Genomic DNA, 26,857 nt, shown 5'->3' with positions numbered 1-26,857 from the left:
GATGTGGGTGCTGCCGGAAGTGCGGTGGGCGTCCGCCGCGACGGTTCTGTTCCTGGTGGGATCGCTGGTCCAGGTCGCCGACGGGCCGTCTTGGCTGTGGTGGGGCTTGTATCTGGCCTGCTATGTCACCGGTGGCTGGGAGCCGGGCTGGGCGGGCTTGCGGGCGTTGTGGGAGCGCAAGCTCGACGTGGACCTGTTGATGGTCCTCGCGGCGATCGGTGCCGCGGCGATCGGTCAGGTTTTCGATGGTGGGCTGTTGATCGTCATCTTCGCCATCTCCGGGGCGTTGGAGGCGATCGCCACCAAACGCACCGAGGACTCGGTTCGTGGGCTGCTCGACCTCGCCCCCGAGCGGGCGGCCCGGCTCACCGGCGTGGGCGAGGAGATCGTGGACACCGCGGTGCTGCGGGTGGGCGATCTGATCGTCGTGCGGCCGGGTGAGCGGATCGGTGGTGACGGGGAGGTCGTCGAGGGCGCCGGCGACGTCGATCAGGCGAGCATCACCGGCGAGCCGTTGCCGGTCGACAAGAGGGTCGGGGACGAGGTGTTCGCCGGCACCCTCAACGGCGCCGGTGTGCTGCGGGTGCGGATCACGCGGCCCGCCGAGGACACGGTGATCGCGCGGATCGTCGCGATGGTCGCGGAGGCCAGTGCCACCAAGGCGCGCACGCAGTTGTTCATCGAGAAGATCGAGCAGCGGTACTCGATCGGCATGGTCGCCGCCACGGTGGCGCTGTTCGTGATCCCGTTGCTGTTCGGTGCCGCGCTCGAGCCGACGTTGCTGCGGGCGATGACGTTCATGATCGTGGCGTCGCCGTGCGCGGTGGTGCTCGCGACGATGCCGCCGCTGCTGTCGGCGATCGCGAACGCCGGGCGGCATGGCGTGCTGGTCAAGTCCGCCGTCGTGCTCGAACGGCTCGGCGCGATCACCCGGGTGGCCTTTGACAAGACCGGCACGCTCACCGAAGGCACGCCGCGGGTGGCCGAGATCCGCGCTCTGCCCGGCGCCGGAATCACCGGCACCGAACTGCTCGCATTGGCCGCGGCCGCGGAACATCCCTCCGAACACCCGTTGGGCCGGGCTGTCGTGGCGGCGGCTCGCGACGCCGGGATCGCGCTGCGTCCGGCCGGGGACTTCACCTCGGCGCCGGGACGTGGCGTGTCGGCTCGCGTGGATGGCCGCGGGATCGAGGTCGGCAGTCCGCTGCGGCTGCTCGACGACGATCACGACCAGGCTCGCGTCATCGTGGCCGAGCTGGAGGAAGCCGGGAACACGGCCGTCGTGGTCCTCGTCGACGGCCTCCCGGCGGGTGTCCTAGGGCTATCCGATCGGGTGCGGCCCGCGGCGGCCGCGACGATGAACCGGCTGACGGCGCTGACCGGTTCCGAGCCGGTGCTGCTCACGGGTGACAACCGGCGCGCGGCCGATCGCCTCGCGGGCGAGGTCGGCATCACCGACGTCCGGGCGGGCCTGCTGCCCCAGGACAAGGTGGCCGCGGTGCGCGAACTGGAAGCGCGGGGCGCCAAGGTGATGGTGGTCGGTGACGGCGTCAACGACGCTCCCGCGCTGGCCGCGGCCCACACCGGCGTCGCGATGGGCCGGGGAGGATCCGACCTCGCGCTCGATACCGCCGACGCGGTCGTCACCCGGGACGAACTCGCCGCCATCCCCGCCGTGATCAGTCTTGCCCGTCGCGCCCGGCGTCTCGTCGTCGCGAACCTGGTCATAGCTTCGGCCTTCATCGGGGTTCTGGTGGTGTGGGATCTGGTGGGCCATCTGCCCCTGCCGCTCGGCGTGGCCGGGCATGAAGGGTCCACAGTCATCGTCGGCCTCAACGGGCTGCGGCTGCTGCGCAAGTCGGCCTGGGAACGGGCCGCCTCGGCGACGAAGGAATGACACGACGTCAGATGGGTGGGTGCAGCCAAGTCGGACGGCCGGACCGCGGGCTCTCGGATCCGTGGCGGTCCCTGCGGTGCAGCAGGAGGTAGCCGATCCCGACCCCGAGGAGGCCACCGGCGATCTTCAAGGTCAGATCGGGGGCGCTGCAATGCCTGCCGGGAATCATCGTCTGGGCGCTCTCGACGATCATCGGAATCACGAAGGCCGCGATAGCGGTCGCCCGGACACGTCTCGTGGCCAACACCGCGAAACAGGTGGCAGGCAGCAACGCGAGCAGGCTGGTGACGACACCGACGAGCCCACCGGTCGAATGCAGTGTTCCGTGCACCAGGTAAGGGGATTCGCCTGGCAGGCAGCGATGGAAGTCCCCGCGATGTGACTCGGTCCCCGGCGTGAGGGAAACCGCCAACGAACCGGTGAGCAGCAAGAGCGCGGCCAAAAGTGCGTTCTTGTGCCACCCGGTTCGCGCGGCCAGCCTTGGCGCGGCAAGCACGCTGAGTCCGGCTCCGAGGACGAGCGCGGCGCCGGCCCAGAGCGAGACCGGCAGGTCGGTACCGAAGATCGTCACCGCGACTCCCTCGTCTGCATGCGCGTCGTGATGGCTTCGCCGGGAAGTTTCGCGGCCATCATGTCAGTGTCGAGGGTGTGGTGGGCGGCCGTCAGGGCAGCAACAGGTCCGGCGGGATCTGCAGGGCGATGGTGATCAGCGAGTGGACCCGGGCGGCGATCGTCGCGAGTAGGCCCTGCATTTCGGGGGAGGCGCTCTCGGCGGCGGCGTGGAGGGCTCGCAGATCAACGTCGACGAGGGCGAGGATCGCGCCGACGTCGGCCTGCCGGCCGGTGAGCGCGGCCGCGATCTCGTCCAAGGGAACTCCCTGGAGCTCCAGGCGTTGTACCAGCTGAATACGGTCGACGTCGGTCGCGTTGTACAGTCGGAAGTTGCCCGTGCTGCGTTCGGCGGGGGCGATCAGTCCCAAACCGGTGTAGTAGTCCACGGTCCGAGTGCTGACCCCCGCCCGGGTGGCGAGTTCGCCGATCTTCAACAGGCCTTCGGTCATGACGCCACCTCCTCCGGGACAGCGCAACCATACAGTCGCACGTGCTAGTGTGAAGTATGCCTGATGATGCCGATTTGGACGGCTCCGACATAGACAGTTGCAGTACGCGGCCGGGTGAGACGACCCGGCCGAACATTTCCCTCAGGTCCGCGGCGGGTGTGCCGTGTTGATCTTCACCGGTTTACTGGCGATCGTGCTGCTCACGGTCGCCACGGGCTATTTCGTGGCCCAGGAATTCGCGTACATGGCGGTGGACCGGGGCCGGTTGCGGCAGATGGCGGAGAGCGGCGACAAGGCCGCCGCGCGTGCGGTCACGGTGACGCAGCGGTTGTCGTTCATGCTCTCCGGCGCGCAATTCGGGATCACCGTGACCGCCCTGCTCGCCGGCTACGTCGCGGAACCCTTGCTGGGAACGGGATTGACCGGTTTGCTCGGCCTGACCGGGTTGCCGCAGGCCGCCACGGTGTCGGTATCGATGGCCCTGGCGTTGATCTTCGCCACCGTGGTGCAGATGGTGCTGGGCGAGCTGCTGCCGAAGAACTTCGCGATCGCCCGCCCCGAACAGCTGGCGAAGGCGCTGGCCGCGTCGACGCTGATGTATCTGAAGATCATCGGCCCCGTGATCCGGCTGTTCGACGCGGCGGCGAACCGGCTGCTGCGCACGATCGGGATCGAACCGGTGGAAGAGCTGCCGCAGGGCGCCACGCCGGAGGATCTCCGCCAGATCATCGCCGAAGCGAGCGGCCAGGGACATCTGAACGCCGAACTGTCCACCTTGCTCGAACACGGACTCGGGTTCCGGGACCTGGTCGCGGAACAGGCCATGACCCCGCGCGTCTCGGTGCACGCGATCCAAGCCGGGGAACCGGCCGTGCGCGTCGTGGAAATGCTGGACACCGGACATTCCCGGTTCCCGGTGTACGGCGAGGACCTGGACGACCTGCGGGGTGTGGCCGGCTTGGCCGAGGTCCTGGCCGTGGCACCGGACAAGCGTGCGAGCACCCCGGTCGGGGAGATCGCCTCGCCCGCGCTGGTCGTGCCGTCGTCGCTGCCGTTGCCTTCGGTCCTGGAGCGTCTCCGCGCCGAGCATCGCCAGCTGGCCTGTGTGGTCGACGAATTCGGCGGCTTCGCCGGCGTGGTGTCGCTGGAGGATCTGGCCGAGGAACTCGTCGGTGACATCCTCGACGAGGACGACCTGGTGGAAGAAGGCATCGAAGCCGCGGGTGACGGGGAATGGCGGATGCCCGGCCGGATACGCCTCGACGAGGTCGCGGACGTCACCGGGGTCGAACTGCCCGAGGGCGACGATTACGACACCGTCTCCGGACTGCTGATGAGCCGGCTTGGCCGGATCGCGCGGACGGGCGACGAAATCGAGATCGACGGTGTGCGGCTGCGGGTCGCCGGGGTCACGCGCAACGTCCCCGCGAGCGTCCTGCTCAGCGTTCCCGTCGCGAGCCGGGAGGAAGCGCGATGAGTACCACGTGGTCGTTGCTGATCTCACTGCTGTTGCTCGTGGCGAACGCGTTCTTCGTGGCCGCCGAGTTCGCGCTCATCGCCGCGAAACGGCACCGGCTCGAACAACGCGCGGAAGGCAGCCGTGCCGCTCGCGCGGCGCTGGCGGGAATGCGCGAGCTGTCCCTGATGCTGGCCGGTGCGCAGCTGGGTATCACCTTGTGCACCTTGGGTTTGGGCGCACTGGCCAAACCCGCCGTCGCTGACCTGCTCGATCCGCTGCTGGGCCTGACCGGTCTGCCGTCGGGTGTGTCGTACGCGATCGCGTTCACGATCAGCCTGGTGCTGGTGGTGTTCCTGCACATGGTGGTCGGTGAGATGGCTCCGAAGTCCTGGGCGATCGCCCACCCCGAGCAGTCCGCGGTGCTGCTGGCGCTGCCGTTCCGGGCGTTCGCGCACTCGGTCCGCTGGGTCCTGAGTGGACTCAACGGGGTGACCAACACGGTGCTGCGCTGGGGAAAGGTCCAGCCGAAGGATGAACTCGCCCAGGCTCATCGCCCGGACGACCTGCGCCTGCTGGTCCGCCAGTCCGGTGAGCACGGCCTGATCCCCGAGGCTCAGCAGCGGATGCTGACTCGGATGCTGCAACTGCAGAACACCACCGTGGCACAGGTGATGGTGCCGATCGGAGAGACGCTGGCCGTCAGCGAGCACAGCAGTGTGCGAGCGATCGAGCGCCTCAGCCGGGAATCCGGGCGCTCCCGTTTCCCGGTGACCGACCTGCGCGGCCGGTACGTCGGCCTGGTGCACATCCGCGAAGCCGTGCGCGCCACCGCCGCGGGCCGCGAGGCGACTGCTCGCGACCTGATGGCGGACGCCCTCACCCTCCGCGCGGACTTGCCCGTCGCGCTCGCGGTCACCGCGATGCGCGCCGACCGTGCTCAGCTCGCGCTGGTCGCCGACAGCGAGGATCGCGTGGTCGGCATCGCCGCGCTCGAGGACCTGCTCGAGGAACTGATCGGCGACTTCTACGACGAGACCGACAAACCCGTGCCCGCGACCTTGTCCTCCGGAGGAAAGTCCTGATGGTCAAGCCCTGAGCTGCGGCGCCGGACAAGCCGGTCCGTGCGTTTCGGTGTGACAGAGCGGATCGGCGGCCAAGGCGGTCCAGGTCTCCTGCGGGTCGAGGAATCGCCATGCCGGGTGGAGACTGGTCGCCTTGCTCGCGAGGACGGCTTGGACGGTGAGCGCGGCGACGACACCGCTCAAGCGGTACGGGTCGGTGGTCTGGAGCAGCCGCCAAGCCGGCGGTTTCCGTTGGTCGAGGTCGCGGCGTCGCACGAGGATCGTGTAGCGGGGTGGGTGTTCGGAGAGGTCTTCGGTCGCGGCCTTGGCGAGCTCTCCGGCCCAGGTGGTGGGGTCGTCGGGAGATTCGGCCCAGGCGGTGGCCAGTGTGGTCGGGATTCGTTCGGACACGTACACCGAGTAGGTCCGGAGCTCGCCGATGCCGTGGTGTCGCGCGAAGTCCGCGGATTCAGTGGTCAGATAGGGCAGGGCGTGCACAGCGGGGCCGAAGTGGGTGAGGTTGATATTCCATTGTGGACTCACGGAGCCGCGGACGACTTCGCCGTCACGCCATGACGCCAGCGGCGTGCCGAAGTCGGGGCCGGTGGCCAGCAGGATGTCCTGTGCCGAGACCGGCGTGATCCGGACGGGGCCGCCGACGTGCAGGTCGATGCCGGTGCGTGCGGGATTGTCGCCGAGTAGCCCCCGGGGCAGGATCGCGGTCAGGCCGGGCATGACGCCTGCCGAGATGACGGCGAGGCGATCGGACGGCGGCAGCGCACCGAGCCGGCGGAACAACGGCAGGTCTCCGGCGACGTCGACGTAGTGGGCGCCCGCGGCACGGGCGGCGAGTGCAACGGTGTCGAGGACACGGTACGAGGGCCCGGCGCAGTTGAGGACGACGGTGGCTCCGGCGCAAAAGGTGGCCAGGGAACGGCTGTCGGTCAGATCGACGGCGTGCGCTGAAGCGTTTTCGCCGAGTTCTTCGCACAACGCGGACGCGGAGCGAAGATTTCGGCCGCCGATGCGGATCGGGTTGTCGCCGTGGGCGACGAGCCGGCGGGCCGCGGTGGCGCCGACGGCGCCGTAGCCGCCGAGGATCGCGATGGTCATTGCCAGGACCTTTCTGAGTGGGGGCGTCGACCACCCAGGCTATTTCTGATAGTGATAGTCATTATCAGGACCTGGGTTGAGGGAGTGTGACCGTGTTCGATGTCATCGTGATCGGCGGCGGGGCCGCGGGGTTGAGTGCCGCGCAAGTGCTGGGCAGGCAAAGACGTTCGACGCTGGTGCTCGACGCGGGGCAGCCGCGGAACGCTCCCTCCGACGGCGTGCACATGTTCCTGAGCCGGGACGGGTTCTCCCCGGCGGAGCTGCTGCGTGCCGGCCGGGAAGAACTGTCCGGCTACGAAGCGGTCCGGCTGGAAACCGCGCGGGTGACGGCGGTTTCCGGGGAACTGGACGATTTCCGCGTGGAGCTGGCGGACGGCCGCGTCGAGCGGGCACGGCGGCTCGTGCTCGCCACCGGGCAGGTGGACGAGCCCTGGGACATCCCGGGACTGGCCGAGCGGTTCGGCAAGTGCGTGTTCCACTGCCCGTTCTGCCACGGTTACGAGACCACCGGCAAGACCCTCGCCGTACTCGGCCGTGACGTGCCGCAGGTGATGCTCGGGCTGTACGTCGCCGACCGGTTCGGCAAGGACGTCGTGGTGCTGACCGACGGCGCGCACGAGCTGCCCGCCGAAGCGCTGGCCCGCTTGGACAAGGCGGGGATCCCGGTGCGGACGGACCGCGTCGAGCGGGTCGCCGGTGAGCTGGACGCGGTGGAGGTCCATCTGGCGGGGGGCGAGGTCGTGCGCCGCGAGGCACTGTTCCACCGAGCCCCGACGCGCCAGGGCGCGCCGTTCGCCGCCGACCTCGGCTGCGAGATCTTCGAGGACGGCTGTGTCCGGGTCGACGAGTTCCAGGCCACCACGGTGCCCGGGGTGTCCGCGGCGGGAGACCTGGCGAGGCTGCCCGCGCTGCCGGACGCGTTGACGCTGGTCAGCCAGGCCGCCGCCGACGGAGTGCGCGCGGCGGTCTGGCTGGAGCAGGGCCTGTTCCGCGCCGGACTGGCCGGCGCGGAACAGGCCTAGCGGCCGGTTCACGTCGAATGTGGCCGTGCGGCGCGGATCCGGGCGGCCACACTCGCGATGGTCGGTGAGGTGAGGAAGTCACGGACGCTCACCGCGGTGCCGGTCTCGCGGGCGACGCGGGCCAGTGCGCGCACGGCGAGCAGCGAGTCCCCGCCCATCGTGAAGAAGTTCCCGGCCCGGTCGACTTCCGCGACGTCGAGGATTTCCTGCCACAGCGCGGCGATCCGGCGTTCCACGTCGTCACGCGCGGGGCCGGATTCCTCGGCCTCCGCCGTGTCGGATCGCGCATACCGGCCCAATACCAGGGTGTCCGGAGCCGGATCGGGATGTTCCCGGCCGGGCAGCGGGACGGGCAAGTCCCAGGTGCCCGGCTCGGCGAGCGTCCGGACGTGGTCGAGCAGTTCGGCGAACATGCCGGTGATGAGGCCGGGTTCGAAGATCTCCTCGACGTAGGAGAACACCGCGGTCATGGTGTCGTCGAGTTCGAACAGCCGGACTTCGAGCGCGACCTGCGGGGTGCGCAGCTGCTGGTGGTGGTCGTGCATGTCGATCACCCCGAGCGGCCCGGCGTCCCCGGGCAGCCGCTGGCCCATCGCCGCGTCCATGCCGAGGGTGCTTTGGAAGACCACGGGCGCCACCGGCCGGTGTGTTCCGCGGTGCCTGCCCAGCTCACGGGACACCTCGACACCGCTGACGAGGTTGTGCGCGGCGGCGTCGCCGAACTGACGCTGGCATGCCAGCGCGAGGTCAGCGAAGGAAGCCGAAGCGTCCAGCTCGACGGGGATCAGCATGGTCGAGGCGAACGCGCCGATGATGCGGTGCACGTCCTGATGCAGTGGCAACCGGTTGAGCTGCAAGGAGTTCAGCAGCATGACGCGATGCCCGGCGGCACGGGCGAGAACGCACGCGTAGGCGGTGAACACGGCCGCGGAGGGGGTGACGCCGTGCGCGGCGCACTGTGCTCGCACGGCGGCCCAGGTCGGCGCGTCCAGGGTTTCCTGTGTCGTGGCCATGAGATCGGGACGCGCTTCGGCGGGGTCGAGACGCAGCGGCAGGGCGGGCGGCTGCCCGAAGCCGGGGAGCCGGTCGAACCACCAGTCGCGGTCGGCCTCCCACGCCGCGGTGCCGGGCAGTCGCCGTACCGACGTCACATAGTCGCCGTAGTCGACCTCCAGCGGTGCGAGGGTGGCGTTCCAGTCGGCGACCAGTGCGAACAGGTCGCGATAGAACACATTGGACGACCAGCCGTCGATGATGAGCAGGCTCACCGCGCAGTGCAGCCGCGCGTTGCCGTCGTCGAGCAGTGTCAGCCGGATGTCGATGCCCGGGCCTTCGCCGGGATTGGGACCGTTCGTGCTCATCTCGTGCCGCAGGGAGGCCAGTGAGCGTGCGACGTCATCGGCCGGGACGCCGCGAAGGTCGGCGACGACGAGGCCGGGCACCGTCGCCGGATCGTCCGCGGGAAGGATCCGCTGCCGTCCGTCGGGCAGCACGCGGGCCCGCAGCGTCGGCTGGTGCACGACCAGCCGACGCAGCGCGTCCTGCAGTGCTTCCGGTGCGTCGTCGGGATCCACTTCGGACAGTCCGATGTCGACGTAGTGGTGTGCGGACGGGTAGGACAGTTCCCAGCCGTCCTGCTGGCCGACGAAGTACCCCTGCTGCAGGGGAAGCAAGGGGAACGGCTCGTCCGGGTCTGCGCGCTTGGCGACCTCCACGGGCAGGGCCCGGCCACCGCCGGTGGCGCGGCGGGCGATCAGCTCGGCGAGCTCGGTGAGAGTGATCTCGACACGGATGTCGGACAGCGCGAGCACGACGCCGAGCTGCTTGCGGACCTGCGCGGACATGCGCACGGCGAGCACGGAATCGCCGCCGAGGGTGAGGAAACCCGCGTCGTGCGGGACCTCGGCGGGGTCGAGCCCGAGCAGCTTGCCCCAGATCTCGGCCAGGGGCTCCCGGTGGTCAAGGGTGGTGGTCATGAGAGTGCTCCAGGTTCCGAAGGGGTGGCGGCCAGCAGCGACTGGCCGAGTGTGCTGAGCGGGTGGTCGTGACGGGGCAGGTCCAGCAGTGGCCGCAGGCCCGCGTGGCGGAATTCGCCGAGCCATTCGTCGCGGGTGAGGAAGATCCGGTCGCTCCCGGCGCGCAGATCCGCCGAGCCTGCGGCGGGACGACCGGCGGCCGGGGACATCAGGAACTGCATGGAGACCGCGGCCTGGAGGAGGTCGCCACAGGACTCGACGACGAGCAGCAGCCCGCCGGGCCGCAGCCAGGACCGCACCGTGGTGAGAACGGCACGGACGTCGACGGCGTTGTGCAGGACGTTCGCCGCGATCACGGCGTCACAGGATTCCGGCTCGACCAAGTGCGTGCCGGGGTCGTTGATGTCGAGTTCGCCGAACCGCACCCGCTCGTCGTGCGCCAGGATCTTTTCGGCGCTGTCGAGGAAATAACGGGACACGTCGGTGAACAGGTAGTCGAGGCCGCCGGTCAGTCCACTCAGGACAGGGATCGCGGTGGCCCCGACACCCGCGCCGAGTTCCACGATGCGCGGCGCCGCGGGCGATTCCGTACGGAGGACTTCCACGAGGGCCGCGTTGAGGTAGCCGTTGATCACGTTCTCGCGGTAGACGCCGTCCGCGGTCGCCGTGCTGTCGGTCCCGAACAGCACGGACTGCAGGGTGACTTCGTCGCGTAGCAGCTCGGGTAGCCGCGCCGCGGCGGCGTCGAAGAACCCGCTCACCTCGGCCGGATAACCCAGCCGTGCGCAGAACTCGGCCAGTGGCGCGGGATGCGCGGGCGCCGGGGCGAGGTCACGCAGCACGGTGCCGTCGTCCGACGCGCGCAGCTTCCCGTGGCCGATCAGGGCGCGCAGCCAGCCGCGGACGATCCAGCGGTGCCGTTCGGCGACCCGCAGCCGCTGGAGGACCTGCTCGGGGCGGTGGCTGACGCCAGGCCGGAACAGCCCCGCCCGGCGGAGCGTGGCCGCCATGGTGTCCGTCGCCGCGTCGTCCAGCCCATGCATCGCCTCGGGCAGGGCCGCGAGGTCGACGCCGTCGATGGCGGCCAGACCGGCCCGGTGGCAGGGTTCCGCGGCGATCACGACGTGCTCGCCGGGTGCGGAGCGGGGTCGACCTCGACGGTGACACCGTGGGCGCCGGGCAGGTCGCGCAAACAGGCGCGGGCCGTGGCACGCATCCGCTGCAGGGTGAAGCGCCGCAAGGGTTCGTGGGTGTTCCCGCCGGGCAGGGCGGCGACTTCGGCGGCCGGGCGCCAAGCCGCCGAGGCGGGGGACACCACCTCGAGCAGCCGGGGATCGTGGGCGGCCAGCGTCACGCGCGCGTCGTTCCGGGCCACCAGCGTGGCCAACCGGGCGGCGGTGATCGACGATCCCGGCGCGTCGGGGAGCGCGCCGTTGGGGATGTCCGGGATCCGGACGCCGGAGCCGTCGAGCACGGTGTCCAGCCGGTCCGCGACGTCCGACCAGCGCAGTGGGCGGGGATCGGTCGACGGGAAGCCCGGATCGACCGCGAGAACGCAGTCGAAGCGGTAGCGGGTCAGCTCGGAATCCGCGTCGAGGAGCTTGGGAAATGTCGCGATCCGGATCTCGCGCCCGGCGTCGGCACCGGCCTTGGTGGCGATCCGCGCCAGCGCGACGGGGTCGAACAGCAGTTCCTCGTCCCTCGCGGCCCTGGCCGCGGCACGGTCGCCGAGTTCGGGACCGGCGCCGCGCCGCTGTTCGACCCACGTGCTGAAATCGGTGTGCAGCCCCGCGTGCCGGTTGTCGCCGATCACCACATACCCGCCCGGGGCCACCGTGCGCACGGCCGCGCGCACTACCGCGTCCAGATAGCCGGTGTCGGGGAAGCACTGGGTCACGGAGTTGAGCACCACGCAGTCGGGCCCCGCGACGGGGAAGCCGGCGGTGGTCATCGCGGAGGACACCACGGGAGCGTCCGTTTCGTGGGCGGCCGCGCGCACGGTCTTCACGGTGCCCGGTACGGAGGGGAGCGGGCGGACGGAATCGGCGACGACGTCGGTGCCGACATAGCCCCGGACGTGGGGAGCGAGCCGGTGCAGGAGCATGCCGGTGCCGCAACCCAGCTCCAGTATCCACTCCGGCCGCAGGCCCGCGATGAGGTCGACGGTGCGCTCCACCCACTGTCGCATATGGACGGTGGGCAGCGGTTCGCCGGTGTCGGAAGCCCGCCAGCCGCTGAGGTCGAGGTCCCCGGGGACATCGCGGGGAGCGGCGCCATAGGTCAGCTGGTAGACCTCGCTCCAGTGCTCGAGGTACTCGGTGACGAGCGCGCCCGGCGCCGGCGTCGTCGCGAGCAAATGCGCGGCGGGATGGATCCGTACGCCCGAGTCCGTGGGCTCGGCATGGCCGATCCACGGGTGGGCGCGCAGCTTCGCCGCCGCCGTGGCGAAGAGTGTGATGTCGGGCCTGGTCAGCGGTTCGGGCACAGGGTGATTCCTCCTTCGTCGCGCGGGTTCACCGCGGTTTCGGCGAGCAGGCTGTCGTGCAGCCGCAGGACTCGGTCCGCGTGGCGGACGACGCGGGGGTCGTGGGTGGCGGCCAGGACGGCCATACCGTCGGCTCGGTGATGGGCCAGCAGCCCGAGCACGGTCTCGGCGGTCTCGTCGTCGAGTGCCGACGTCGGTTCGTCGGCGAGCAGCAGCCGCGGCCGGGTGGCGAGCGCGCGGGCGAGGACGACACGTTGCCGCTGGCCGCCGGACAGCGCGCCGGGACGTCGTCGTCCGGTCGCGGGGTCGAGCCCGACGGCGGTCAGGAGCTCCTCCGCCGCCGAACGGGCCTGGTGACGGGAGAATCCGCGCAGGACCCGGGCGGGGCGGGCGATCGCGGTGACCGCCCGGTGTGCGGGGTTGAGGGCGTCGAGCGGATCTTGAGCCAGGTACTGGATCGCGCGCAGCTGGTCCCTGTCTCGGGTCCGAAGCGACGGCAGCGGACGGCCGTCCAGGATGATCTGTCCGGTGTGGACATCGTGAAGTCCCGCCAGCGCCCGCAACAACGTCGTCTTCCCGCTACCCGACGCGCCGACGAGCGCGACCAGTTCGCCACCGTGCACAGTGAACGTCGCGTCACGGACCAGAGATACGGGTCGCTCGATGCCCACTGCGGACACCGTGAGGACTGCTTCGGTGGTCGGCGGTCGTGCGGGCGACGAAGGCAGGACGAGCGGCGGCGAGCCGAGGTCGACCACGCGATCAGCCAGCGCGGCCACGAACTCACGGTCGTGCGAGATGACCAGGGTGGCGCCGATACCTTCGTCGCGGCGTCGGCGGACCACGTCGGCGACGCGGCGGACGGCGTCCGTGTCCAGCGCGCTGGTCGGTTCGTCGAGCAGCAGAAGCGGGGGACGACCGGCGATCGCCCGGGCGAGGGCGACTCGCTGAGCCTGCCCGCCGGAGAGCTGATGCGGCCGTTTCCTCCGGACCGTGGCGGGGTCCAGTCCGGCGGTGAGCAGCGCCTCGTCGACTTGGCTCCCACCCGATTCGGACACCAGGCGCTCAACCGTCCACAGAGGATTCATGGTGCCCGCCGGGTCCTGGCCGAGAAGGCCGGTGGCCCGGCGTCGCCAAGCGGCCGACGAGCGGCCGGGTGGCACCGGTGACCCGGCCCACGTGATTTCGCCGTCCACCCTGCGCAGCCCGGGCGGCAGGACGTCGAGGATCGTCCGCAGCAGGGTCGTCTTCCCGCTGCCGGACGGGCCGGTCACGGCCACCACGGTGTTCGCGGGTACGTCCAGGCTGACGTCGTCGAGCACGGTATGGCCGAGTCCGTTGTGGACGGTCAGGCCGCGCACGGTCAGCTCCGCGGGGGTCATGCCATCACCGGTTCCCGGCGGCGTGCTCGCAGCGCCCACGTGACCAGGCAGGCCAGCGCCGCGAGCAGGAGCGCCGGCGTGGCCACGGCGGCGGGGTTGTCCGCGGCCCCTGGCAGGTTTTCGCGCAGCATCAGCGCCCAGTCCGGCTCTGGCGGCTGGGCACCGAACCCGAGCAGTGTCATCGTGCAGGCCAGTTGCAGCCCGAGCACGAACCGCAGGCCCGCCTCGGCCACGATCAGCCCGGCCATGGCCGGAGCCATTTCCCGCACCAGCAGCACCGCGGTGTGCTCGCCCCGGCAGCGGGCGGCGTCGGCCCAGCCCGCCGCACGGGTCCGGCGGGTGGTGTCGCGGACGATTTGCGTCGTCAGCGGCGCTCCGCCGCACACCGTGGCCACGACGACCGCGACCGGACCGGGCACGGCCACCGCGAGCACGAGCGCGACCAGCAGCAGTGGCAGCGCCACGAGGACATCGGCGAGTCCGGTGATCAGCCTCCCCGGCAGGCCGTCATTCCAGCCCGCGACCAGTCCACCGGCGACACCCACCAAGCAGGTGAGCGCCCCCGCCGCGGCCGCTAGCAGCACCAGACCGGCCCCGCCCGCCAGCGACCGTGACAGTACGTCCCGGCCCAGCACGTCAGTGCCCAGCACGTGGCCGAGCGCGGGCGGCGTGAACGGCGCACCCGAGACGGCCGCCGGATCCCGTGGCGCCAGCAGGCCTCCGGCGAGCGTGACGACCGCGAGCGCCGCCGCGGTGAACCAGCCGGTCTTCATCGCCGTTCCCGCCGGACATCGGCGGCCGTGGCCGCGAGGTCCGCCAGAGCGGTGCCCACGACGACGATCAGCGCGCCGATCAACCCGACCGCCGCGACGACCGGCGTATCCCGGCCGGCGACCGCGGTGACCAGCAATTCGCCCAGCCCCTGGTAACCGAGCATGGTTTCGACGACGGCCGCCGCGGTGACGGTGCCGGCGGTCAGCGTCGCGGCCGCGCGGATCGCGGGGGACAGCACGAACGGCAGCACGTGCCGGACATGCAGCCGCAGGCCGGTGACACCCCGCGCCACGGCGTCACGGACGTGGGGTGCCGCGCAGGCGTCCGCGACGGCGCCACCGAGCAGTCCGCCGCCCCAGGCCGCGGCCGGCAGGGCGAGCGCGAGCGACGGCAGCACCAGCAGGTCCGGCCGGTCCAGCGGCGACCCGCCGGGCAGCAGCAGTGACACCGGAGGCAGCCACCCGAGCAGTGCGCTGAGGACGAGGACGAGACCAGCGACCACGGCGACCTGCGGGATCGACGAGACGGTCGTGCTCAGGGCGGCCCACCGCCGTGCCCATCCGGGCCTGCTGCCGCCGATGGCCCAGCCGAGCGCGAACATGAGCGGCAGCGCGAGCAGCACCGCCGCCGCCGTGAGCACGGCCGTGGCTTCGAGCCGGGGCAGCAGCAAATCGGCGACCGGCCGGTCGGTGACGAGCGAACGTCCCCAATCACCGCGCAGGATCGCCGCGGTCCACTGTCCCCAGCGCTGCCACAGCGGTGCGTCCAGTCCGAGGGTTTCCCGCAGCTGCCGCAGGGTTTCCGCGTCCGCGCGGTTCCCGGTCCGGGTCTCGGCCGCGTCCGAAGGCAGGGCATTGACCGCGGCGAACACCACGGCCGAGACCACGACGGCGGTCGCGGCGGCCCGCACCAGCACGAGGCTCCCCGTGCGGGCCAACGACGAACGAGCACTCACGCGGTGATCCGGACCTGGTCGATGAACAGCCGCGCGAACCCGGGCCCGGTCGGCAAGCCGCCGACGCCGGGACGGGACAGGTCGAGCCCGTCCCCGACTCCCCAGACGAGGTAGCCGCCCTCGTCCCGAAGCTTCCCCTGCAGGACACCGAAAGACTGAGTGCGGCGCGTGGTGTCGGGGTCGGCGAGCGCGGCGTCGAGGTCGCGTTCCCAGTCAGGGCGGTTCCACGCGGTCTCGTTGGTGGGCGAGGCCGCGCGCAGCGCGATGCGGGACACGTCGAGGAAGCCGATCCCGCCGAGGTAGCTGACGTAGAAGTCGGCCTGCGCGTAGGTCTTCGTCCAGAAACTCTCCGGCGGATCGACCTTCACGGTGACCTTGAGGCCGATCGGCGCGAGCTGCTGGGCGAGCAGCGTCGCGGTGGAGTCCATCCCGGGGTACGCGGTCGTGGTGTGCAAAGTGACGTCCACACCGCCCTGGTACCCGGCTTCGGCCATCAGCGCGCGGGCCCGATCGAGATCGCGAACCCGTTGGGGGAGCTGAGGGCTGCTGGGATCGGCAGGGGTGAGCAGGTCGTTGCCGATCTTGCCGTACGCGCCGAACACGGTGTCGGTGAGTTGCTGCCGGTCGGTGGCGAGCTTGACGGCTTCGCGCACCTGGGGCTTGTCGAACGGCGCCCGGTCGAGCCGCATCACCACGGGGTAGGTGGTGACCGCGGGACGGCGGACCACCTGCGTGCCGGCGCGTTCGGCCTGCGCGGCCGCGGCCGGGCTGACACTGCCCGCGACGTCGGCTTGCCCCGAACGGACCGCGTCCGCGCGGGCCTGCGGGTCGGCCAGCGCGCGGATCTCGATCCGCTTCGTCGGCGGTTTCGTTCCCCACCAGCCGTCGTTGCGTTCGAGGACGGCGTTGGCGGGGTCACCACCGGTCATCCGGTACGGCCCGGACCCCGGCGCGGGCGTGCTGAAGTCCGTCGTGCCTTCGGGCACCACGAAGGTCGCCGACTGCAGGGCTTCCGGCACCGCCGCGAACGCCGTCCGCGTGCGCAGCTCCAGCGTCGACGCGTCGATCGCGCGGGAGACGTCCAGGTCGAACATCGCCATCCGGCCGTAGTTCTCGGCCGCCTTGGCCTGCATCCGGCGCAGCGAGTACAAGGCGTCTGCGGCGCTCACTTTCCGGCCGTCGCTGAACGTGGCGTCCGCGCGCAGGGTGATCTTCCACCTGGTCAGCGAGGCGTCCGGTTCCCAAGCGGTGGCCAACCGGGGCGCCGTGGTGCCGTCGGGGCCCGCGACGGTGAGCACGTCGTAGAGCAGGGCGAACCGCAGCGCGTCGGATTCGTTGCCGAGCCCGCCGTGCGGGTCGTTGCTCGCGGTAGCCGCCGAGCCGACCGCCGCGTAGCGCAGGAGATCCCCCGAGGCCGGGGTGGCGTTGCCCGAAGTGCAGGCGGTGGCCGTCAGGGTGGCCGCGACCAGGAGGGCGAGGCGGCGGGAAACGCGGGTCACGAGGTCGGCCTTTCGAGGCGGGAGAGTTCGTCGTTGATCAGCGCCGCGATCGCGGCGACCGATTCGCCGCGCAGCAGGGCGTAGTGGTGCGCGTCCACTGTGGACGTAGTGGGCGGCCGGGTGAGGAGGGGCGTCCAGCCGAGGTCGGCAGGATCACCGGGGACGTCGTCGACGCCCATGCCGATACCGGAGTTGACCGGAGATCGCTGCCCCGCCTTGACGATCAGGGTGCGGGTTCCCGGGTCGCCGAGCCGCGGTGGCCGGTAGGCGGCCAGCCCCCGCAGATGCCGCGCGAACACCTCGACGCGTCCGGCGGCGCTGGTGCCCGCGCGAAGCAATCCGTGCTCTCGCAACACAGTGTCCACTTCGGACTGTGTGGGCTCCTGGGAGGCGACGAGTTCCGTGTCGAGATAGCCCGCCAGCGACGCGAGGTAGCGGCGGCGGACCTCGGCGGGACCGCCCGGGACATCGGTGATGTGACTCGGCTCGTTGGAATCCAGCAGCACCAGCAGTTCGGTGTGCTCGCCGATCTCGTGCAGCAGACAGGCCACCCGCTGGGCCAGGTCACCGCCCATCGACCAGCCACCCAGCAGATACGAGCCGGCGGGCTGGTGGCGGCGGATCACACCGAGATACAGCGCGGCCAGCGCGTCCACGCTGTCCGGCGCTTCGCCACCGGACAGGCCGGGATCGGTCAGGGCGACGACGGTGGTATCCCGGTCGATCAGCCGGGACAGCTCCGTGTAGCACAGCACGTCCCCGCCGGAGGGGTGCAGCAGGAACAGCGTCCGGCCGTTCGGGGTGCCTTCCCGCAGCAGCAACGCGATGTCGGCGTCCTCCACCGGCGCCTCCGATCCGCCGGTCCACGACGCCGGATCGTCGGCGAGTCGCTTGACCCGGGCGACGTGGTCGGCGATCGCGGTGGCGACCTGCCCGGGCGGCACCACGGGGTCGAGGACATCCCATTGCAGCAACAGTTCCTCGCCCTCTTCGAGCACCTGGTGGTCGAGCAGGGTCTGCGGGGTCTGGCTCAGCGCGGCGACCTTCCGGCCGATCCAGCGCGGGTCGTGGCCGGCGCCGATGACCTCGGTCAGCCCGAGCGCGCTGGTGAACACGACGGGCACGGCGGCGACCTCGCCCTGGGCGCTGGACTTCTCCGCGAGCACGTCCAGCGCCGAGAACTCGCGGTGGTCGAGGTCGTCGAACAGCCGCCGCTGGGTGCGACGGGCCCGTTCGGCGAAGGTGCCGATGTCAGCCTCCTCGGTCGCGTGCAGGACCAGGGAGGTGAAGTCGCCGACGACGTTCGGGACGTCCGGGTGGATGTCCGGCCGGTCGAACAGCGTGAGCATCACACTGAACGCGTCCCGGCCCGACCAGGCCGCGAGCACGTCGGTGTACACGGTGAGCAGGACGGCCGTGGGGGTGACGCGGTGCTCGGCGGCGAGCCGCCGTAAGCGTTCCCAGCTCGCGGTGTCGAGTGTCGCGGCGTGCCGGACGAAGCGGCCCGCGGTGGCGTCCTCGTCGACGGGGATGGACGGTGCCTCGGGGATCGCCGTCAGCCGGGCACGCCAGTACTCGGCGGCGCGGGCACCGTCCGCTCCGTCACGTCGTGCTTCGAGCGCCTGGACGCAGTCGGCGGGGTGGATCCCGACCGGCTCGAGCACGCGGGTGGGATCGGTGTAGCAGGCGTGCAGGTCGCGATCGACGATCCACCAGCTCGCGGCGTCGCAGATGAGCACGTCCACGCCGAGGAACAAGCGGGTCCGGCCGTCGGGCAGCAGGGCCGCTTGGACCGTGAACAGCGGCCAGCGGTCGGCGGGGCCGGGTTTGAGACTGACGCGATCGCGGATGGCCGAAAGGCGACGGTTGCGGTCCACTTCGGACAGTGAACGCAGATCGTGGGTGCGGATCCGGTACCGCGGCAGGTCGCGCAGCACCCGCGCCTGGCCCTGCGAGTCCACGATGGAACGCAGCATCGGGTGCCGGGCGATCACCTTGTTCCACGCGTCCTCGTAACGCGCCAGGTCCAGCTCGGCACAGTCGTACTCGAGAAAGAAGTGACACGGCACGTCCCCCCAGCGGTAGCCGCCGTCGCGGCCGATCCAGTACGCGTGCTGGACCCGGGTCAGCGGAAAGGAATCGGGCTCGGCGTGGGCCGCCGGAGCCGGAGTCCGGGGCGATGGGGGAGTGACGTCGCGCGCTCGCAGCAGGCTCGCCAGCCCGGCCACGGTCGGGGCGGCGAGCAGATCGGCCAGCCGCAGCCGGACACCGTGGTCCTGGGTGAGGGCGGCGAGCATGCCGGTCGCGAGCAGGGAATGGCCGCCCAGCGCGAAGAAATCCGCTTCCGGCGAGGTGATCGCGACGCCGAAGAGGTCGCTCCACAGCCGTGCGATCCGCTCCTGCAGTGGGTCGGCGAACACACCGGCCTCACCCGGCTCACCCGGTGCGGTGTACGCCGCGGCGGCCATGCGTTCGGTGAGATCAGTGCGGGACACCGCGACGACCGGCGGCACGGATCCGGCGAGATGCCGGTCGAGTACCAGGTCGAAGGCCCGGCCGCCGGTCGCGGCGTCGAGCGCGTCGCGAAGGGCCACTTCCCGGTCCGCGCCGCCGGGCCCGACGCTCCAGCCGTCCCAGACGACGCTCGTCCAGCCGGTGTTGGCGGTCGCGAGCGCGTCGAGCGCGGCGTTGGCCGCCGCGTACGGGCCGGTGCCGATCCCGCCGACCAGTGTGGCGGCCGAGGACATCAGTACCACCAGGTCGGGCCTGGACGCCTCGGGCAGCGCGTCGATGGCCGCCTGGAGTGCCCGTGCACCACCGACCTTGCCCCGCAGCTGCGCGGTGACCTGGTCCGGCGTGATGTCGCGAAGCGGAACGGCGCGGGTGGTGGCGGCCGCTCCGGCGGCGTGCACGATCACGTCGGGCTCGTGTTCGGCGAGCAGGCCGCGCCAACCGTCCACATCGGACGCGTCGAGCGTCCTGGTCCGGATGTCGAGGCCGTCGGCTTTCAGCGCGTCGAGGGTCCGGGCCGCGTCGGGCACGTCGGCGACCGGGCGCCGCGAGGTGATCACGACCGCGGCGCCACGCCGGGCGAGGCGTTCAGCGACGACGAGTCCGACGTCACCGAGACCACCGGACACGACGGCTCGCCGCGGTCCCTGGACGATCGTGGACGGCGGGGTGAGCGGCCAGGGCTCGATGTCCCGCTGCCAGCGGACTCCGGATCGCCAGGCGATTTGCCCGCCCCGTTCGTCCGGCGACCGGACGAGATCCGCGAGTTCGTCCAGTATCGCTTTCGCCGCGAGGTCCGGGTCGGTGTCCGGCTGAAGATCGACCGTGCGCCAGCGGATCCCGCGATGTTCCTGCGCCAGGATCCGGCTGAGCGCACGGGCCGCGGCGGCGCCGGCCGCCACCGCGTCGAGGCTTTCGACCCGGTCCGCGCCGAAAGTGACCGCCAGCAGCTTCGGCACGGTCATCCCGCTGAGCTTCCTCGCGAGCTCGGCGTGTGCGAGGACGACATCGCTCACGTCCTGCCCGGGTGCGGTCAGCACGACGACGCCGTCGATAGGTGTTCCGGGTTCGTGATCCTCCACTGTGGACATAGCGAGTGCGTTGGCCACCGGTGACGCGGAATCGGCGGCCAGCAGGAAGCGGCCCGTCGGCGTCGTGCCGGAGAGCGGGGGAAGCTGACGCCACCGGGGCAGCCGGAGGAGCCCGGGAGCACGGGCAGGCGTCACCGGTCCGGCAGGTGGGTCGATCCAGAGCCGCCGGGGCTGGAAGGCGTACCCGGGCGCGGCGACACGTGCACGCTGACCGCGACGTTGCGCGCCGAGGCTGACTTTCCCGCCATACGCCCACAAGCGGGCGACGGCGGCGCGAGCGGATTCGGCTTCGAGGTCTGCGCGGTCGTGGTCGAGCGTGATGGCCGAATCGAGTAGCGCCGGGTCGCCGTGTGCGCGGGCCAGCGTCACCAGGCTGCTGCCGGGACCGACCTGGACCAGCACGGCCGGCGCCGGATCGAGCGCGACCCGCAGGGCTGGGGAGAACAGGACGGGGTCCCGCAGCTGTCGCGCCCAGTGTTCGGCCGTCGCGAGTTCATCGGTGACCGTGGTACCGGTGAGCGTGCTGACCATCGGGATTTCCGGGGCGGTGGCGGCGAGCTTCGCCGCCGCGGCACGGACGGCGGGGATCGCGGGGTCGACGAGCCGGGAATGCAGTGCCGTGTCGACGTGCAGCCGTCGGCACCGGGTTCCCGCGGCGGTCGCTTCGGCTTCCAGCGCCGTGATGGCGCCTGCCGGACCGGACACCACGGATCCGGCGGGCCCGTTCAGCGCGGCGAGGTCGACATCCGGATGTGCCGCCAGCAGGCCGGAGACGTCGGCGAGGTCCAGCGACAGCATCGCCCCGCCGCCGGCGGCACGCGACACCTCGGTGCAGCGCACCGCCACCAGCCGGGCGGCGTCCGGCAGGGCGAGCCCTCCCGACACCACGGCGGCGGTGTACTCGCCGAGGCTGTGCCCCAGCACGACGTCCGGCCGGACCTCCCACGACTCCAGCAACCGCGCGGTGGCCAGCGAGACCGCGAACAACGCGGGCAGCCCGATCGCCGCGTCCCGGACCTGGTGTTCACGGCCGTCGAGTACGTGCCGGATGTCGTGGCCGGTCAGGGGAAGCAGCAGCTCGGCGCAGGTGTCGACCGTCCTGGCGAACACCGGTTCGCTCGCGTAGAGCGCCGATCCCATGCCCGGGTACTGGCTTCCCGCTCCTGGGAACGCGAAGATCACCCGGGGGCGGGAAGCCGGTACAGGCCGCGCTTCACGCAGTGCGGCCGCGGCGGCGTCGATCCGGGCGGGCGCGCAGACGACGGCGATGCGCCTGCTGTGCCGGGTCCGGCCCTCGTCCAGGGTGTGTGCCAGGTCCGCGAGGTCGGCGGAGTCCTTGAGGCTTGGGAGATGCTCACTCAGATCGCGGGCCGCCTGGCGGGTGGCGGCATCGGTCTGCCCGGACACGACTAGGATCTGCGGCCGTTCGTCCGGTGTGGACGGTGGCCGCGCCGGTGCGGGGCCGAGGACGACGTGGCAGTTGGTGCCGCCGATACCGAAGGAGCTGATGCCCGCGAACTCCGCGTCCGCGGGCCACGGCCGGGCATCACCGGAGAGCGCGAAGGCGGAACCCGCCAGTCCGAGCCGCGGGTTGACCGGCTCCGAATGCGGTGCCGGGGGCAGCACACCGTGGGACCGCGCGAGCACGGTCTTGATCAACGACGCGATCCCGGCGGCGGTGTTGGCGTGCCCGATGTTCGCCTTGACCGAGCCAAGCCCGCACCACGGCTGGTCGCTCGGCCCGAACACGGTGCGCAGGGCCGAGACTTCGATGGGGTCGCCGAGCGCCGTCGCGGTGCCGTGGCCCTCGACGTAACCGACCTGGCGTGGCGCGACGCCCGCGACCGTCTGCGCTTCCGCGATGACCCTGGCCTGGCCCCGCGGTGACGGCGCGGTGAATCCCGCCTTGACCGCCCCGTCGTTGTTGACCGCCGAGCCGTGCAGGACCGCGAGCACGGGGTCCCCGTCGGCCAGCGCGTCGGCCAGCCGCCGCAGCACGACCGCGCCGACGCCCTGGGTGTAGACGATTCCGGTGCCGTCCGCGCTGTAGGGCCGGACGACGCCGTCTTCGGCGTAGATCCCGTCCGGCACGTGGAGATAGCCGTGCCCTTGCGGCACGATGAGCGAGGCCCCGCCCGCGAGCGCGGTGTCGCATTCCTCGGCCAGCAGTGCCTGGGCCGCCATGTGCACCGCGACCAGCGAGCTCGAACAGGTGCTGGTGATCGACATCGCGGGCCCGGTCAGGTTCAGCCGGTACGCGACCTGCAAAGGCAGGTAGTCGCCGTGCGTGGCCATCGCCGTGCGCAGACTTCCGACCGGATCGGCTCCGCCGCCGGTCGGATCCCAGCGCCTGCCGAGATTGCTGGCCAGGTAGGCGCTTTGCGACGCGCCCGCGTAGACGCCGACGGTGCCCGCGCCGATGCCGCCGCCATGGCCCGCCTGCTCCAGGGCCTGCCAGGACATTTGAAGGAACAGCCGTTGCTGCGGGTCCATCAGCGCGGCTTCGGCGTCGGTGAGCCCGAACGGTTCGGGATCGAACATGTCCTGGCCGTCGATGAGCCCACCGACCGGGACGTACCCGGGCACGGTGGCCAGGTCCTCGGGCACTCCGGCCGCGCGCAGTTCGTCCGGGCCGAACCGGGTGAGGCCGCTGCGGCCTGCCAGCAGCAGGTCCCAGAACGCGGCGGCGTCCACCGCGCCGGGGAAACGGCAGGCGAGTCCGGTGATCGCGATCATCGGGCGACCTGCTCGGCCTGCTGCCGGGCGGCGCGGCGTCCACGCGGTGCCGGAGGTGCCGACGCTTCGACGGGCGACGGGCTCTGGCGCGGTGCCAGGAACGCCGCGAGCGCGCGGACGGAGGGGTGGCCGAACAGGTCGACCACGGTCAGCGTGTCGAATCCGTGCGCGACGAGCTGCCGGTGCGCCAGCACCAGTGTCAGGGAAGTGGCACCGAGCTCGAAGAACGCGGTCGTGGCGTCGACACCGGAGCCGAGCAGGGACCGGAACACCCCCAACACGGTTTCCTCCAGCTCGGGGCTGGCGGCCACCGGTGCTGCTTCTCGTCGCTCGGGTTCGGGTGGTGCCGCCGCGGTGTTCGGGGTAGGCGCGGCGTCCTTTGTGGACGAGGGAAGGGCGAGGTTCAAGAGGCCGTCCGCGCTGAGCCGTTCCTCGAGGTCGATGCCGTGGGCCGCGGACGCCGCCCTGGTACGGCGGCTCCATTCCGCGGCCGAGGCCAGTGCGTCGGCCGGGGTGAGTGTGCCGGGGGAGACGGTCAGGGACACCTCGAGCCCCAGGCCTGCTGCGCGCGTCAGGGCCTCGGTAAGCCAGGTCCGCGGGGTGCCGGGTTCCTCTTGGTCCACTGTGGACGGTTTGGTGGCGGTGGTGGGTTCGGTGCGACGGTAGGGGTTGGGCAGGGCGGCGTAATCGATCTTGCCGTTCGCCGTCACCGGGAACCGGTCGAGCACGGTGAACCGCGATGGCACCATGTACTCGGGGACCCTGGTCCGCAGGTGTGCCGCGAGTTCCGCGGTGTCCGGGATTCGCCCGGTGTCCGCCGGGACGAGGAAGGCGACCAGCCGCGGCCGGTCGTCGGGGCCGGGTACGGACAGTGCCACGGATTTGCGGACGCCGTCCGCACGGTCGAGCACGGACTCGATCTCGCCGAGTTCGATGCGGTGGCCGCGGATCTTGACCTGCCGGTCGACGCGGCCGAGGAATTCGATCGTCCCGTCGTGACGCCACCGCCCGAGATCCCCGGTCCGGTAGAGCCTGCGGTCCAGTACCGGATGCCGCACGAACCGTTGCGCGGTCTGCTCCGGGTCGCCGATGTAGCCACGGGCCAGGCCGTCGCCGCCGATGTGCAGTTCGCCCGGCACACCGACCGGCACCGGAAGGCCCGCCGGGTCGAGGATGTCGAAGCTCTGCCCGCGTAGCGCGCGGCCGTAGGGAATGCTGCGCCAGTCCGGATCGACGTCGCCGATCGGGTAGCAGATCGACCAGATCGACGCCTCGGTCGCGCCGCCGAGGCTGACGATCTCGACGTGCGGGGCGAGGGCGCGCAACCGATCGGGCAGCGTCACGGGAATCCAGTCGGCGGAAAGGAAGACCAGCCGCAGCGACCGCAGCGCGCGGTCTGCGAGGCCGGGATCGATCTCGGCGTATTCGACGAGCATTTCCAGCAGCGCGGGGGCGGTGTTCCACAACGTCACGCGGTGCTGGGCCATGAGCTCGAGCCAGTGCCCGGGGTCGCGCTGGCGGTCGGCGCTCGGCAGGACGAGTGCCCCGCCGGCGCCGAGCACGCCGAACACGTCGTGCACGGACAGGTCGAAGCTGAACGCCGAGAGAGCGAGCATCCGGTCGTCGCGGGTGAGGGGGAACCGGTCGACGAGGTCGTCGATCGTGGTGCGGGCCGCGCGGTGCTCGATCGCCACACCCTTCGGCTTTCCCGTGGAACCGGAAGTGAAGATCACGTACGCGAGGTCGTCCGGCGCGGGACGGTTCGCCTGACCGGCGGTGCCGGCCGCGGCGTCCAGGACGACGGGGTGGACCTCGACGGTGCCGGGCCAGCTCAGCTCGACGTCGTCGGTGACGAGCGCGTGGCCGATCCCGGCCTGCGCGCACACCGAGGCGACGCGCTCGGCCGGCCAGGCCGGTTCGACCGGGACGTAGCCCGCACCGCTCGCGGACACCCCGAGCATCGCCACGATCTGGGCCGGGCCCTTGGGCGCCGAGACCGCGACGAGGTCTCCCGGGCCGACGCCGGCCGTGGTGAGCCCGTGCCCGATCACCTCGGCCGCGCGGAGGAGTTCGCCGTGGCTGAACGCGGATTCGGCGGCCAAGAGCGCCGGCGCCTCCGGAATGTCCCGTGCGGCGGCGCGCAGAGGGTCGTCCAGCAGCGGGCCCGCCTCGCCGAACGGCGCGGCGTCCAACGTGGCGTGCGGCGCGAAAGCGGGGATCCAGCCCAGCGTCGGGTCCGACCACCGATCCGGGTGATCGGCCAGCGTGCTCAGCAGACGCAGATGCGCGTCGGCCATGCCGTCGACGAGGCCCGCGGGATAGGCGCCGTCGACGCTGTCCCAGCACACGCGAAGGCGGCCGCCCTCCTCGTAGACGATGTGGTCGAGCAGGACCTGAGGCGTCTGCGAGATGCCGAACACCTCGGTGCCGAGCCAGCTGGCCGGGTTGTCGCCGCCGGGTGAAAGGCCGAGCCCGCTGGTGAACACCACAGGATGCTCCGGCGCGCCGAGCGAGGCCGGACTCCGGCGGGCGGCCTGCATGCCGTCCACCTCGCGATTGTCCATATCGGACCAGAACTGCTCGTTGACTGCGCGCACGTAGGCGCCGAAGCCGGTTTTCGGTTCCCATACGGGCATCTGCACGAGCACCGTGGAGGTGAAGTCGCCGACCACATGCGCCAGCTCGGGATCATCCGGGCGGTCGAACAGGGTGGTGTTGAGACAGAAAGCCGCGATGGCACCCCATCGAGTGAGAGTGAGTCCGTACGCGGCCAGCAGCAACGCCGTCGGGCTGACCCCGTGCGACGAGGCCGTCTTCTTGACCGCCGCCCAGTGATCGGCGTCCAGCTCGGTGGCCCGCCTGCTGAACCGGTGCGCGCCGATCGTGGCGACGTCCGTGACCGTGGGCAGCGCGGGACCCGGCGGCAGGGTGCGGTCGGCCCAGTAGCGGCCGGCACGTTCGGTCTCCGGGCCCGGCGGGCGCGCGGCCCGCCGGCGCGCCAACTCGGCGAACGTGGTGCCGGGTTCGGGCAGCGCGGCGGCGGGGTCGGCCACCAGCGCACCCCATTCCGTCATGATCTGCATCCAGCCCGCGAGGTCGAGCGCCAGTACGTCCACGCCGACACACACCCGGGTGCGCTGCCCGGGCAGTAGTACGACATGGAGGTCGAACAACGGCCAGCAGCCGGTGGGCCGGGTCTGGTGGGACCACTCGTCGCGTAGCTCGTCGGCGACCCGCGCCGCGTCGGGATCAGGCAGTGTCCTCAGGTCCGTCACCGGGATCCGGTAGGGCGGCACCTTGGCGAGCACCCGGCCGGTGGCGTCCGCGTCGACGACCATGCGCAGCGCGGAATGACGCTCCACCAGGGTGTTCCACGCGGCACCCAGCAGAGCGGCCTCGTCCTCGCCGGGCGGTGTGTCGCGCTCGAACTCCCGGTAGTAGAAGGTGGCCACGCCGCCGAGCGGAAACGCCGGATCGCGTCCCACCCAGTACGCGGTCTGGATGGGCGTGAGCGGAAAGGTCTCGTCGCGCGGTTCCGGATCGTCCTGCCGTGCCCGGTCACCGAGGGCGGTGGCGACGGACCGGGCCGTGGCCTGGTCGAGGAAGTCGGTCAGCGCGAGGGTGACCCCGGTGGTGTCCAGCAGCAGCCGCCGCAACCGCACCGCGGTGAACGACTCCAAGCCCAACGCCATCAGCGGGATGTCCGCGCCGACCGTCGCGGACGCGATGTCGAGTGTTTCGGCCACCGCCTCGATCACGTCGTCGAGGGGGATTGCTGCCTCTGCCGGGACCGCGCTCACCCAGATCTCCTTCACGGTCGTGGGAACGAAACGGC

General features: G+C 71.5%; 16 protein-coding genes. 4 read left to right on the top strand and 12 right to left on the bottom strand.

Annotated features, from left to right (window positions below):
• Position 1 precedes the first annotated feature (1 nt).
• Complete coding sequence (locus tag AC0685_RS38195; protein WP_478229980.1) at positions 2-1,897, top strand: heavy metal translocating P-type ATPase; 1,896 nt, start codon at positions 2-4, stop codon at positions 1,895-1,897.
• 7 nt (positions 1,898-1,904) lie between these two features.
• Here AC0685_RS38195 and AC0685_RS38190 read toward each other — a convergent pair whose 3' ends face one another.
• Both AC0685_RS38190 and AC0685_RS38185 read right to left on the bottom strand, forming a co-directional pair.
• Positions 1,905-2,468 (bottom strand): VanZ family protein, encoded by a 564-nt coding sequence (locus AC0685_RS38190; RefSeq protein WP_478229948.1) that lies wholly within the window; start codon positions 2,466-2,468, stop codon positions 1,905-1,907.
• 91 nt (positions 2,469-2,559) lie between these two features.
• Positions 2,560-2,958 carry a MerR family transcriptional regulator gene (locus AC0685_RS38185; RefSeq protein ID WP_478229947.1) on the bottom strand — a complete coding sequence of 133 codons (399 nt, stop codon included), beginning with the start codon at positions 2,956-2,958 and terminating at the stop codon, positions 2,560-2,562.
• Positions 2,959-3,121: 163 nt separating this feature from the next.
• On the opposite strand from AC0685_RS38185, the gene AC0685_RS38180 reads away from it, so the two are divergent.
• Both AC0685_RS38180 and AC0685_RS38175 read left to right on the top strand, forming a co-directional pair.
• Positions 3,122-4,435, top strand: coding sequence for a hemolysin family protein (locus AC0685_RS38180; protein WP_478229946.1), 1,314 nt, complete (start codon positions 3,122-3,124; stop codon positions 4,433-4,435).
• Positions 4,432-5,499, top strand: coding sequence for a hemolysin family protein (locus AC0685_RS38175; RefSeq protein WP_478229945.1), 1,068 nt, complete (start codon positions 4,432-4,434; stop codon positions 5,497-5,499). The genes AC0685_RS38180 and AC0685_RS38175 overlap by 4 nt, the downstream gene beginning before the upstream one ends.
• Before the next feature lie 3 nt (positions 5,500-5,502).
• On the opposite strand, the gene AC0685_RS38170 is transcribed toward AC0685_RS38175, so the two are convergent.
• Positions 5,503-6,591, bottom strand: a complete 1,089-nt coding sequence (locus AC0685_RS38170; protein WP_478229944.1) for a saccharopine dehydrogenase NADP-binding domain-containing protein — start codon at positions 6,589-6,591, stop codon at positions 5,503-5,505.
• A 92-nt stretch (positions 6,592-6,683) separates the two neighbouring features.
• On the opposite strand from AC0685_RS38170, the gene AC0685_RS38165 reads away from it, so the two are divergent.
• Entirely contained in the window at positions 6,684-7,613 is a 930-nt protein-coding gene (locus AC0685_RS38165; protein WP_478229943.1) for an NAD(P)/FAD-dependent oxidoreductase, read from the top strand.
• An 8-nt stretch (positions 7,614-7,621) separates the two neighbouring features.
• Here AC0685_RS38165 and AC0685_RS38160 read toward each other — a convergent pair whose 3' ends face one another.
• From AC0685_RS38160 to AC0685_RS38120, 9 genes are read right to left on the bottom strand one after another with little or no spacing between them, the layout of a single operon-like run.
• Positions 7,622-9,589: a condensation domain-containing protein gene (locus AC0685_RS38160; RefSeq protein ID WP_478229942.1), complete on the bottom strand. Its 1,968-nt coding sequence runs from the start codon at positions 9,587-9,589 to the stop codon at positions 7,622-7,624.
• Complete coding sequence (locus AC0685_RS38155; RefSeq protein WP_478229941.1) at positions 9,586-10,710, bottom strand: class I SAM-dependent methyltransferase; 1,125 nt, start codon at positions 10,708-10,710, stop codon at positions 9,586-9,588. The genes AC0685_RS38160 and AC0685_RS38155 overlap by 4 nt, the downstream gene beginning before the upstream one ends.
• Positions 10,707-12,074 (bottom strand): class I SAM-dependent methyltransferase, encoded by a 1,368-nt coding sequence (locus AC0685_RS38150; RefSeq protein ID WP_478229940.1) that lies wholly within the window; start codon positions 12,072-12,074, stop codon positions 10,707-10,709. Before AC0685_RS38150 ends, AC0685_RS38155 begins: the two co-directional genes overlap by 4 nt.
• A complete protein-coding gene (locus AC0685_RS38145) occupies positions 12,059-13,456 on the bottom strand; it encodes an ABC transporter ATP-binding protein (protein ID WP_478229939.1) in 1,398 nt (465 codons plus the stop codon). The genes AC0685_RS38150 and AC0685_RS38145 overlap by 16 nt, the downstream gene beginning before the upstream one ends.
• Complete coding sequence (locus AC0685_RS38140; RefSeq protein WP_478229938.1) at positions 13,453-14,229, bottom strand: ABC transporter permease subunit; 777 nt, start codon at positions 14,227-14,229, stop codon at positions 13,453-13,455. Before AC0685_RS38140 ends, AC0685_RS38145 begins: the two co-directional genes overlap by 4 nt.
• The gene (locus AC0685_RS38135; protein ID WP_478229937.1) at positions 14,226-15,185 is read right to left on the bottom strand and encodes an ABC transporter permease subunit; all 960 of its coding nucleotides are present in this window, start codon (positions 15,183-15,185) and stop codon (positions 14,226-14,228) included. Before AC0685_RS38135 ends, AC0685_RS38140 begins: the two co-directional genes overlap by 4 nt.
• The gene (locus tag AC0685_RS38130; RefSeq protein ID WP_478229936.1) at positions 15,182-16,684 is read right to left on the bottom strand and encodes an ABC transporter substrate-binding protein; all 1,503 of its coding nucleotides are present in this window, start codon (positions 16,682-16,684) and stop codon (positions 15,182-15,184) included. The genes AC0685_RS38135 and AC0685_RS38130 overlap by 4 nt, the downstream gene beginning before the upstream one ends.
• A complete protein-coding gene (locus AC0685_RS38125; RefSeq protein WP_478229935.1) occupies positions 16,681-23,022 on the bottom strand; it encodes an SDR family NAD(P)-dependent oxidoreductase in 6,342 nt (2,113 codons plus the stop codon). Before AC0685_RS38125 ends, AC0685_RS38130 begins: the two co-directional genes overlap by 4 nt.
• On the bottom strand, positions 23,019-26,822 hold the full coding sequence (locus AC0685_RS38120) for an amino acid adenylation domain-containing protein (RefSeq protein WP_478229934.1): 3,804 nt from the start codon (positions 26,820-26,822) through the stop codon (positions 23,019-23,021). Before AC0685_RS38120 ends, AC0685_RS38125 begins: the two co-directional genes overlap by 4 nt.
• Positions 26,823-26,857 lie beyond the last annotated feature (35 nt).

It is taken from the genome of Amycolatopsis sp. NPDC043889, from assembly GCF_056435645.1.
Note: the sequence above shows the minus strand (reverse complement) of the source record. Positions and strands in the feature narration are given on the sequence as shown.

Bases quoted from the DNA above. Each gene is read 5' to 3' on its own strand.
- AC0685_RS38160 (WP_478229942.1), bottom strand. From the start codon at position 9,589: ATGACCACCACCCTTGACCACCGGGAGCCCCTGGCCGAGATCTGGGGC.
- AC0685_RS38140 (WP_478229938.1), bottom strand. From the start codon at position 14,229: ATGAAGACCGGCTGGTTCACCGCGGCGGCGCTCGCGGTCGTCACGCTC.
- AC0685_RS38195 (WP_478229980.1), top strand. From the start codon at position 2: ATGTGGGTGCTGCCGGAAGTGCGGTGGGCGTCCGCCGCGACGGTTCTG.
- AC0685_RS38170 (WP_478229944.1), bottom strand. From the start codon at position 6,591: ATGACCATCGCGATCCTCGGCGGCTACGGCGCCGTCGGCGCCACCGCG.
- AC0685_RS38185 (WP_478229947.1), bottom strand. From the start codon at position 2,958: ATGACCGAAGGCCTGTTGAAGATCGGCGAACTCGCCACCCGGGCGGGG.
- AC0685_RS38125 (WP_478229935.1), bottom strand. From the start codon at position 23,022: ATGATCGCGATCACCGGACTCGCCTGCCGTTTCCCCGGCGCGGTGGAC.
- AC0685_RS38175 (WP_478229945.1), top strand. From the start codon at position 4,432: ATGAGTACCACGTGGTCGTTGCTGATCTCACTGCTGTTGCTCGTGGCG.
- AC0685_RS38145 (WP_478229939.1), bottom strand. From the start codon at position 13,456: ATGACCCCCGCGGAGCTGACCGTGCGCGGCCTGACCGTCCACAACGGA.